The 9432-nt window shown below is 67.7% G+C and carries 9 protein-coding genes; 1 reads left to right on the forward strand and 8 read right to left on the reverse strand.

The features are described from left to right. From atpD to INE98_RS09350, 5 genes are all read right to left on the reverse strand, one after another. Positions 1-1130: F0F1 ATP synthase subunit beta (atpD, locus tag INE98_RS09330; protein WP_293538448.1), on the reverse strand; the 1130-nt coding region annotated here is incomplete at its 3' end. 18 nt (positions 1131-1148) lie between these two features. Continuing rightward, positions 1149-2018: a F0F1 ATP synthase subunit gamma gene (locus tag INE98_RS09335; protein WP_293538449.1), complete on the reverse strand. Its 870-nt coding sequence runs from the start codon at positions 2016-2018 to the stop codon at positions 1149-1151. 22 nt (positions 2019-2040) lie between these two features. Further along, positions 2041-3576 (reverse strand): F0F1 ATP synthase subunit alpha, encoded by a 1536-nt coding sequence (gene atpA, locus INE98_RS09340; RefSeq protein WP_293538450.1) that lies wholly within the window; start codon positions 3574-3576, stop codon positions 2041-2043. A 3-nt stretch (positions 3577-3579) separates the two neighbouring features. Continuing rightward, positions 3580-4134, reverse strand: coding sequence for a F0F1 ATP synthase subunit delta (locus INE98_RS09345; RefSeq protein WP_293538451.1), 555 nt, complete (start codon positions 4132-4134; stop codon positions 3580-3582). Between the two features lie 179 nt (positions 4135-4313). Next, complete coding sequence (locus tag INE98_RS09350) at positions 4314-4613, reverse strand: hypothetical protein (RefSeq protein ID WP_293538452.1); 300 nt, start codon at positions 4611-4613, stop codon at positions 4314-4316. Between the two features lie 141 nt (positions 4614-4754). Here INE98_RS09350 and INE98_RS09355 point away from each other — a divergent pair, with 141 nt between their 5' ends. Continuing rightward, positions 4755-6734, forward strand: coding sequence for a transglycosylase domain-containing protein (locus INE98_RS09355; RefSeq protein ID WP_293538453.1), 1980 nt, complete (start codon positions 4755-4757; stop codon positions 6732-6734). On the opposite strand, the gene INE98_RS09360 is transcribed toward INE98_RS09355, so the two are convergent. The 3 genes from INE98_RS09360 to INE98_RS09370 all read right to left on the reverse strand — a co-directional run bounded on the left by INE98_RS09360 (position 6707) and on the right by INE98_RS09370 (position 9404). After that, the gene (locus INE98_RS09360; RefSeq protein WP_293538454.1) at positions 6707-7450 is read right to left on the reverse strand and encodes a M48 family metallopeptidase; all 744 of its coding nucleotides are present in this window, start codon (positions 7448-7450) and stop codon (positions 6707-6709) included. The genes INE98_RS09355 and INE98_RS09360 overlap by 28 nt on opposite strands. Positions 7451-7461: 11 nt before the next feature. After that, positions 7462-8727 carry a polyhydroxyalkanoate depolymerase gene (locus INE98_RS09365; RefSeq protein ID WP_293538455.1) on the reverse strand — a complete coding sequence of 422 codons (1266 nt, stop codon included), beginning with the start codon at positions 8725-8727 and terminating at the stop codon, positions 7462-7464. 68 nt (positions 8728-8795) lie between these two features. Beyond that, positions 8796-9404, reverse strand: coding sequence for an SCO family protein (locus tag INE98_RS09370; protein ID WP_293538456.1), 609 nt, complete (start codon positions 9402-9404; stop codon positions 8796-8798). Positions 9405-9432 lie beyond the last annotated feature (28 nt).

Genomic DNA, 9432 nt, shown 5'->3' on the forward strand with positions numbered 1-9432 from the left:
CTGAGCACCGTGGTGGCGTCCAGGTGGGCGAAGGAGGTGGCCGGGGCGGGGTCGGTCAGGTCGTCGGCCGGCACGTAGATGGCCTGGACCGAGGTGATCGAGCCCTTGTTCGTGGAGGTGATGCGTTCCTGCAGGTTGCCCATCTCCGTGGCCAGGGTGGGCTGGTAACCCACGGCCGAAGGGATGCGGCCCAGCAGGGCGGACACTTCCGAGCCCGCCTGGGTGAAGCGGAAGATGTTGTCGATGAACAGGAGGACGTCCTTGCCCTCCTGGTCGCGGAAGTACTCGGCCTGCGCCAGGCCCGTCAGGGCGACCCGGGCGCGGGCGCCGGGGGGCTCGTTCATCTGGCCGTAGACCAGGGTGCACTTCGAGCCTTCGGTCGAGCCCGTCTTGCGCGGGTCGACGTTCACGTTGGACTCGATCATCTCGTGGTAGAGGTCGTTGCCCTCGCGGGTCCGCTCGCCCACGCCGGCCAGCACGGAGTAACCGCCGTAGGCCTTGGCGATATTGTTGATCAGCTCCTGCATGGTCACGGTCTTGCCCACGCCGGCGCCGCCGAACAGGCCGATCTTGCCGCCCTTGGTGTAGGGGCAGAGCAGGTCCACGACCTTGATCCCGGTGACCAGGACCTCGGCCGCCGTCGACTGGTCGGCGAAGGACGGGGCCTCACGGTGGATCGGGCTGGTGTAGGCGCTGGTGATCGGGCCGGCCTCGTCGATCGGCTCGCCGATGACGTTCATGATGCGGCCCAGGGTGGCCGGGCCGACGGGAACCGTGATGCCGGCGCCCGTGTCGACGACGGGCTGACCGCGGGTCAAGCCCTCGGTGGTGTCCATGGCGATGGTGCGGACGGTGTTCTCGCCCAGGTGCTGGGCCACCTCGAGCACCAGGCGGAAGGGCTTGCCGGTCCTCTGGTCGGTGTTGGTGGTCTCCAGAGCGTTCATGATCGCCGGCAGGTGGCCTTCGAACTCGACGTCGACAACGGCGCCGATGACCTGGACGATCCGGCCGCCGGCGACGCCGGCCTTCGGTGCGGTGGCCTTGGGCGCAGCCGGGGCCTTCGCCGCTTTCGGTGCGGCGGCCTTGGGCGCGGCGGCCTTCTTCGCGGGGGCCTTGGGGGTCGTAGCCATGGTTTCGGACTCTCTCGGTTAGAGCGCCTCGGCGCCGGAGATGATCTCGATCAGCTCCTTGGTGATCTGCGCCTGGCGTGAACGGTTGTACTGGAGGGTCAGGCTGGCGATCATGTCGCCGGCGTTGCGGGTGGCGTTGTCCATGGCCGCCATCTGGGCGGCGTAGAACCCGGCCTGGTTCTCGAGCATGGCCGAGAAAACCTGGACGGTGAGGTTCCGGGGCAGGAGGGTCTCGAGAATCCCTTCGGCGTCAGGCTCATATTCGTAGCCGGCCCCCTTGAGGTCGACGGGCTCTGCGCCGGCGACCTGGGCGGGAATCAGCTGCACGAAGGTCGGCGTCTGGACGACCACCGACTTGAACCGGCTGAACAGGAGAGAGACCACGTCGATCTCGCCGGCGTCAAAGAGATCAGCCACCTTGGCGGCGACGTCCTGCGCCGTGGTGAGGGAAGGATTGCCACCCGCCTCATAGCTCTCGACGATCCGGTCGCCGAACTGGCGGCGCAGCTGGTCCCGAGCCTTCTTGCCGATGGTGATCAGGCGCACCTCCCGGCCCTCGGATACGAGGCGGTTGATCCGCTCACGAGCCATCCGGACGATGGAGGAGTTGAAGCCGCCCGCCAGGCCCCGGTCGGAGGTGGCGACGATCACAAGCTGGCGGGTCTCGGAGCCGGTGCCCACCAGAAGCCTTGGCGCCCCGTCCCCGGACACGCCGGCGGCCAGGTTCGCAATCACCGACGCCATGCGGTCGGCATAGGGACGGGCGTTCTGGGCGTTGTCCTGCGCCCGCCGCAGCTTGGCGGCTGCGACCATCTGCATCGCCTTCGTGATCTTCTGCGTGGCCTTCACGCTTCCGATCCGATTGCGCATTTCCTTGAGGCTGGCCATGTCGGGCGGTTCCGGTCCAGCCTCAGGCGAAGGTGGCGGTGAAGGCGGTGAGCACGCCGCGCAGGTCGGCCTCGACCGTGTCGGTCAGCGCCTTGCCCTCGCGAATGGTGTCGAGCAGGCCCTGATGCTTGCCGTGAAGGTGCTTCAGGAGCTCCTGCTCGTAGCGGCTGACGTCGGCGGTGGCCACGCCGTCCAGGTAGCCGCGGGTGCCGGCATAGACGACGGCGACCTGCTCCTCGACGGAGAGGGGGGCGTACTGGGGCTGCTTGAGCAGTTCGGTCAGGCGCTCGCCACGGGCCAGCTGGCGCTGTGTGGTGGCGTCGAGGTCGGAGCCAAACTTCGCGAAGGCGGCCATTTCCCGGTACTGCGCGAGCTCGCCCTTGATCGGGCCGGCGGCGGTCTTCATGGCCTTGATCTGGGCCGAGGAGCCCACGCGGCTGACGCTGATGCCGACGTTCACCGCCGGACGGATCCCCTGGAAGAAGAGGTCGGTCTCTAGGAAGATCTGGCCGTCGGTGATCGAGATCACGTTGGTCGGGATGTAGGCCGACACGTCGTTGGCCTGGGTCTCGATGACTGGCAGGGCGGTCAGCGAGCCGTTGCCGTTCTCGTCGTTGAGCTTGGCGGCGCGCTCCAGCAGGCGGGAATGCAGGTAGAAGACGTCGCCCGGATAGGCTTCGCGGCCCGGCGGGCGGCGCAGCAGCAGGGACATCTGGCGATAGGCCACGGCCTGCTTGGACAGGTCGTCATAGATGATGACGGCGTGCATCCCGTTGTCGCGGAACCACTCGCCCATGGCGCAACCCGAGAAGGGGGCCAGGAACTGCAGGGGGGCCGGCTCGGAGGCCGTGGCGGAGACCACGATGGTGTAGTCGAGGGCGCCGCGTTCCTCGAGGGTCTTCACGATCTGGGCGACCGTGGAGCGCTTCTGGCCGATCGCGACGTAGATGCAGTAGAGCTTGGCGCTCTCGTCATCGCCGGCGTTCATCGCCTTCTGGTTCAGGATGGTGTCGACGGCCACGGCGGTCTTGCCGGTCTGACGGTCGCCGATGATGAGCTCGCGCTGGCCGCGGCCGATCGGGATCAGGGTGTCGATAGCCTTCAGGCCGGTCTGAACGGGCTCATGCACCGACTTCCGCGGGATAATGCCTGGCGCCTTCACGTCCACCCGGCGGCGCTCGGCCACATTCTTGATCGGGCCCTTGCCGTCGATGGGCTCGCCCAGCGGGTTGACCACGCGGCCGAGCAGGCCCTTGCCGACCGGCACGTCCACGATCTCGGAGAGGCGACGGACCTCGTCGCCCTCGGCGATGGCGCGGTCCTCGCCGAAGATCACGACCCCGACATTGTCGCGCTCGAGGTTCAGGGCCATGCCCTTCACGCCGGCCTTGGGGAACTCGACCATCTCGCCCGACTGGACGTTGTCGAGGCCGAAGACCCGGGCGATGCCGTCGCCGACGGACAGGACCTGTCCGACGTCGGAGACGTCGGCGTCCTGGCCGAAGTTGGCGATCTGGGACTTCAGGATGGCCGAGATTTCGGCGGCGCGGATATCCATGGCTTACGCTCTCTTCAGGGCGAACTTGAGGGAATCGAGCTTCGAACGAAGCGAAGCGTCGAAGAGCTTGGAACCAACCCGGACACGAATGCCGCCGAGGAGGGCGGGATCGACGCGGGTCTCGATCTCGGGCGCCTTGCCGAGGGCCGACTGCAGGGCGGCGGCCACGGCCTTGGACTGTGCGGCGCTCATGGGCGCAGCGGTGGTCACCACGGCGGACACGGCGCCGCGGGCGGCGGCGTCAAGGGCCTCGAAAGCGGTGATCACGTCCGGCAGGGCGGCGGCCCGGCCGTTCGAGGCCAGCAGGCCCAGGAACTTGCGGGTGGTGTCCGAGAACCCGGCCTTCGCGGCGAGGGCGCCCAGGGCGTTGACCTTGTCGGCCGAGGTGAAGGCCGGGGAAGCCAGAAGGGTCCTCAGATCAGACGAGTCTGCACGCATGCGACGAAGGGACGCCATGTCGTCGGCGACAGCCCTGATCGTCGCGGTCTCGTTCGCGAGGTCGAAAAGGGCCCGGGCGTAACGACCGCCCACATCTGAAGTCCTGGAATCGTCCGCCACTTGCTCCGCCTGCCCGATGCGTGTGTCACAGCCACCGAAAGAGGATTCCGACAGCTAAAGGCTTGAAAGCGCTTGGAAAAGCACAGACGCCGTCAGCCCTGTTCAGAACCCCCGGCCCGAAGCCGCGCGTCTGATATCATGCAGCCTTCGGCGTCGCAACCGAAGGCGAGCAGAGGATGTCAGGAGGACTCCGGAGGGCGACTGAAGACGGCGGAGCCAGCGGCGATCACGAGTCCATCCAGGGTCGTCAGACGCGCCCGCACGAAGGCCAGGGATCGCGTCCGCCGGTCCACCCACGACTCCAGCCTCGCCGCCCCAGCCTTGCCGCAGGCGGGTCCGAAGTCGAGGGCCAGCGAGACGGGCCGGACATCCTCCCCGGCCAGCTCCGAGAGCCGCGCCTGGACGAGGGCGGCCACCCCGGCCGCATCTGAGGGTGCAGACGTCAGGCGGGCCTCGTTGGATTGCGGGGGCGGGTTCATGCGCCGGCCTCTTGCCGCGGGCTGGCGGACTTGGGAAGAGGCTTTCGGCGCAGGCGGCAATCCTGTCGCGCGAGTCGGCGTGCTGATGTATGCCTCGACCGGTTCGCGGCGGGGCGCCGATCCGTTCGGAGACAGAGGTTCATGGCCAGATCCGCCTCCCGGGAGGGGCCGCCCCGGCGGGGCAGAACCCCCCTTCAGGGCATCATCTACTGGGGCGCGGTTCTCACGGTCTGGGCCCTGATCTTCGCCCTTGCCTTCCTCGCGGTGTTCGCCGCCGATCTCCCGGACACCTCAAACCTGAACGAGGCGCGCCGCCAGCCCTCGATCTCCTACCTTGACCGCTCCGGGGCCCTGGTCTCGGTTCGGGGCAGCCAGTATGCGCCGCCGGTCGATCTGGACAAGCTTCCCGCCTATGTGCCGGCGGCCTTCATCGCCATCGAGGACCGTTGGTTCTACTGGCATTTCGGGTTCAACCCCTGGGGCATTCTCCGAAGCCAGGTCTACAACCTGACCAGCCGGGGCGATGGTCCTCTCCGGGGCGGGTCCACGATCACCCAGCAACTGGCCCGGAACCTGTTCCTGACCATGGACCAGACCTATCGCCGCAAGGCCCAGGAGCTCGTCCTGGCCATCTGGCTGGAGACCAAGTTCACCAAGAAGGAGATCCTCGCGCTCTACCTGAACCGGGTGTACTTCGGGGCCGGCGCCTACGGGATCGAAGCGGCGTCGCAGCGGTACTTCGGAAAGCCGGCCGAAAAGCTCACCATAGGTGAGAGCGCCCTGCTCGCCGGGATGATGAAGGGGCCGTCTCGTTACAGCCCTGTCTCCTCGGCAGACCGGGCCGCCCGCCGGGCCACGGTGGTCCTGAACGAGATGGTGCGATCTGGCGCGATCACGCCCGCCCAGAGGGCCGAGGCCATCCAGACCCCCGTCCGGGTCAACCCGACCCTCGCGAGCCAGAGGGCCCAGTACTTCACAGACTGGGTGGACGAGCAGGTCCGGGGCCTCGTCGGCGAACCCACCGAGGATCTGATCGTCGAGACGACTTTGGACCTGCCCATCCAGCTTTCCGCTGAGCAGGCCCTGCGCGCAGGGGTGGCCGGATCCCGCACCCTGGGTGTCCAGCAAGGGGCGGTGGTGGCGCTGGACGGGGAAGGACGGGTGCGGGCCTATGTCGGAGGCGTCGACTACGAGGACAGTCAGTTTGACCGCGCAGCGATGGCGCGCCGCCAGGCGGGCTCCGCCTTCAAACCCTTCGTGTACCTGACCGCCGTGGAACGGGGCCGCACGCCGGATACGCCGGTCGTTGATGAGGCGATCCGGATCGGAACCTGGGAACCGCGCAACTATACCGGGGAATTCCTCGGACCCATCACCCTTCAGACAGCCCTCGCCCAGTCCGTCAACACTGTCGCGGCCCGTCTCGCCAATGAGGTCGGGACGGGGAATGTGGCGGCGACGGCCCGGCGACTGGGCATTCGTTCGCCCATCCAGCTCGACCCCTCCATGGCGCTTGGCGCGGTCGAGGTCAGCCCGCTGGAGATGGCGCAGGCTTACCTGCCCTTCGCCAACGGAGGATACGCCGCCTCGGCCTGGACGATCGAGAGGGTCCGCACCGCTGAAGGCAGGGTGCTCTACGATCGCTCTGTCGCCCAGCCGCCCCGGACACAGGTGATCGGGGCCCCGGCCCTGCCGCAGATGAACCAGATGATGCGCCAGGTGCTGACGTCCGGCACCGGGACCCGGGCCCGCGTTCCTGGCTATGATCTGGCTGGAAAGACAGGCACCACGAGCGACTACCGGGACGCCTGGTTCGTCGGATATACCGGCGGCTTCGTGGCCGCGGTTTGGGTGGGCCGAGATGACAACACCCCCATGCGGCGCGTGACAGGCGGCGGCGCGCCGGCCGCTGTTTGGCAGGCCTTCATGGCGCGGACCCTGCCCCGCCTTAAGGCTGAACCGATACCGGGCGGGTTCGCCACGCCGGCGTCGGGCGAGGATCCGATCGGCGATCTCCTCGAGGGACAACCGGGGGCGGCGCCTTCGCCCGATCCCACGCCGCCGACAGGGACGTCGGGAACGCCGGGACCGGATCAGACCACGTCTGCGCCGAGGGCCTGAAGCCTCGGCCCTTCCCTCCGAAGCCATTCCCGGTGCGGGGCGGGATCCCCCACCAGGCCCCGCACGAGAGCCCAGAAGGCTGGCCCATGATTGGGCTGGAGGATATGGGCGCACTCGTGGGCGGCGACATAGTCCGCGACGCAAGCGGGCGCGAGCGCAAGACGCCAGACATAACGCACCGCCGGAGGAGAGCCCGATCGGGCGGGACTGCAGGATCCCCAGCGGGTTCGGGCGTCCATCACGGAAACCGTTGGGAAGGGAGCCCCCAGGGTCCGGCAATGACGCAGGGATAACTCCCGGAAACCCTCCAGGGCCTGTCTTTTGAGGACCCGGACCACCGAGCGGGCGAAGGCCTCGTCGCCCCCTGTCGCCTGGATCACCAGGGCGCCATCCATCCCGTCGATGACCCGGGTGCGGCCGGAGCCCGTCTCCAGCCGGCACAACCGGTCGAATACTGTCAGATCAAGCCCGGGCGCCAGGGCCGGGACCTCAGGCGTGGACCCCAGCTGGGCGCGTATCCAGTCGGCGCGACCGCGGGCGAAGCGTAGCGCCTCGGAAAGACCCCGAGCGTCCGGGGCTGTGGCGACGACTTCCCGCCGGCGCCTGTCATGCCGAAGCGCGATGCGGCGGGACCGTGGGCTGATCCTCAGCCTGACTGGAAGCCCCTCGACATCGATGAGGTCACCGTCCGCAAGGGCGCGCCTGAACCCGAACACGCGGGCGAGGATCAGGCTCGGGGCGCGGAAAGCCGCGCCTCATGCCGCGCAATGAAGGCGGCCACCCGGGGGTAGATTTCGTCGCGGAACCGGCGACCGTTGAAGACCCCGTAGTGACCCACATGGGGCTGGACATAGTCCTCATGAAGGTCATCCGGCAGACCGGTGCAGAGCGCGTGCGCGGCCTGGGTCTGGCCGATGCCGGAGATGTCGTCGAGTTCGCCTTCAACGGTCAGCAGGCCGATGTCGGTGATCGCCGAAGGCCGGACAAGGCGCCCTTGGTGAACCAGTTCGCCCTTGGGAAGCAGATGCTTCTGGAAGACGATGTCGACGGTCTGGAGATAAAACTCCTCGGTCAGATCCAGGACCGAGAGATACTCGTCGTAGAATTCCAGGTGCTTCTCGGCCGAGTCTCCATCACCGTTCATCAGGTCCTGGAGGTAGCGGAGGTGGGCGTCCTGATGACGCTCCATGTTCATGGACATGAAGGAGTAGAGCTGGACAAAGCCCGGATAGACACGACGACCGGCCCCGGCGTACGGCAGGGGCACCGTGCTGATCATGTTCGACTTGAACCAGGCGAAGGGCCGTTCCTCCGCAAGCTTGTTGGTCACGGTCGGCGAGAACCGGGCGTCCAGCGGCGAGCCCATGAAGGTCATCGAGGCGGGACGGGAGTCGTCGCCATCCTCCGCCATCAGGGACGCGGCGGAAAGAACCGCCGGCCCCGGCTGACAGACCGCCACCACGTGACACCGAGGCCCAAGCACCCTGAGCATGCTGCGGACATGGTCGACATAGTCGTGAAAGTCGAACCGTCCCTCCAGGACAGGGACGTCCCGGGCGTTCGCCCAGTCGGTGATGAACACCTCGTGATCCTGAAGGAAGGTGCGGACCGTATCCCTCAGCAGGGTGGCGTAGTGTCCGGAAAGGGGCGCGACGATGAGCACCGCGGGAGAGGCGGATGTGCGCCCCGCACGCCTGAGGTCGAGGGGGTCCCGGACGAAGTGCGTCAGTCTGACCCAGGGACTGGACCAGGCCTCGACACGCCTGACGCGGACGTCGACTCCGTCGATCCGGACGCTGTCTATCCCCCACTCGGGGCGGCCATAGCGGCGTGTGAGGTTGGCGAAGAGGTCGGCTGAGGCGAAGAGACGCCGCCCCAACGCGCTCTCGCGGACCGGGTTCAGCGGGGAGTCCCAGTATCCCCGGGTCATCCGCGCGGCCGCCCTCATCGGAGAGGCCATGTAGTATCCGGCTTCGTAAAGAGTGTAGAGCATGACGCCACGAGCTTGTTGCAACGCAGCATATCACGCCGATGCGCGCCGGATGTCCAGCCTCGAGGCTGTCAGCGCGACCGCATGGCGTCCCGTATCTGGCCCGCAAGGTCCTCTGGCGACATGCCGTAGGGCAGGACGCGGGCGAAGCGGCCGGACGGATCCATCAGGTAGCTGATCGAGGAGTGATTGATCAGGTAGGCGTCGCCCTCGCCCTCCTTCTCGTAATAGACCCTGTAGGCCTTCGCCGCGGCGGCGACCTGCTCGGCGTTCCCGGTCAGGCCCACGACGCCCTTCGGGAAGACCGGATTGGAAAGATAGGTCGCCATCGCCTTCGGGGTGTCGCGCTCCGGGTCCACCGAGATGAAGACGATCTGCACCCTGTCGCTGGCAGGACCGAGGAGATCGAGGGTCCGCCCGAGCGTGTCCAGGGTGGTCGGGCAGACATCCGGACAGAAGGTGAAGCCGAAGAAAACAATGGTCCACCGCCCCTTCAGATTCGCCTCGGTAAAGGGTTGTCCTGTGGTGTCGACCAGTGTGAACGGCCCGCCCGGGCCCGCCTGCGGGCCTGCGGCGATGTCCGGCGCAGGCCGACGCGCCCCGATCTGGACCGCCAGATAGGTGAGGCCTGCGACGACGACCAAGGCCGCCAGGAGACGCAGGACGAGCTTGAAACGCATCTGGGCCGCTCCCGGTTTCGATGGCAAG

This window comes from Phenylobacterium sp. (assembly GCF_020253645.1).
In the GTDB taxonomy this organism is placed as follows: Bacteria; Pseudomonadota; Alphaproteobacteria; order Caulobacterales; family Caulobacteraceae; genus Phenylobacterium.

What these genes read in the sequence shown, in the direction of transcription:
- INE98_RS09335 (WP_293538449.1), bottom strand. Translation starts at nt 2,018, where the DNA reads ATGGCCAGCCTCAAGGAAATGCGCAATCGGATCGGAAGCGTGAAGGCC.
- atpA (WP_293538450.1), bottom strand. Translation starts at nt 3,576, where the DNA reads ATGGATATCCGCGCCGCCGAAATCTCGGCCATCCTGAAGTCCCAGATC.
- INE98_RS09350 (WP_293538452.1), bottom strand. Translation starts at nt 4,613, where the DNA reads ATGAACCCGCCCCCGCAATCCAACGAGGCCCGCCTGACGTCTGCACCC.
- INE98_RS09355 (WP_293538453.1), top strand. Translation starts at nt 4,755, where the DNA reads ATGGCCAGATCCGCCTCCCGGGAGGGGCCGCCCCGGCGGGGCAGAACC.
- INE98_RS09365 (WP_293538455.1), bottom strand. Translation starts at nt 8,727, where the DNA reads ATGCTCTACACTCTTTACGAAGCCGGATACTACATGGCCTCTCCGATG.
- INE98_RS09370 (WP_293538456.1), bottom strand. Translation starts at nt 9,404, where the DNA reads ATGCGTTTCAAGCTCGTCCTGCGTCTCCTGGCGGCCTTGGTCGTCGTC.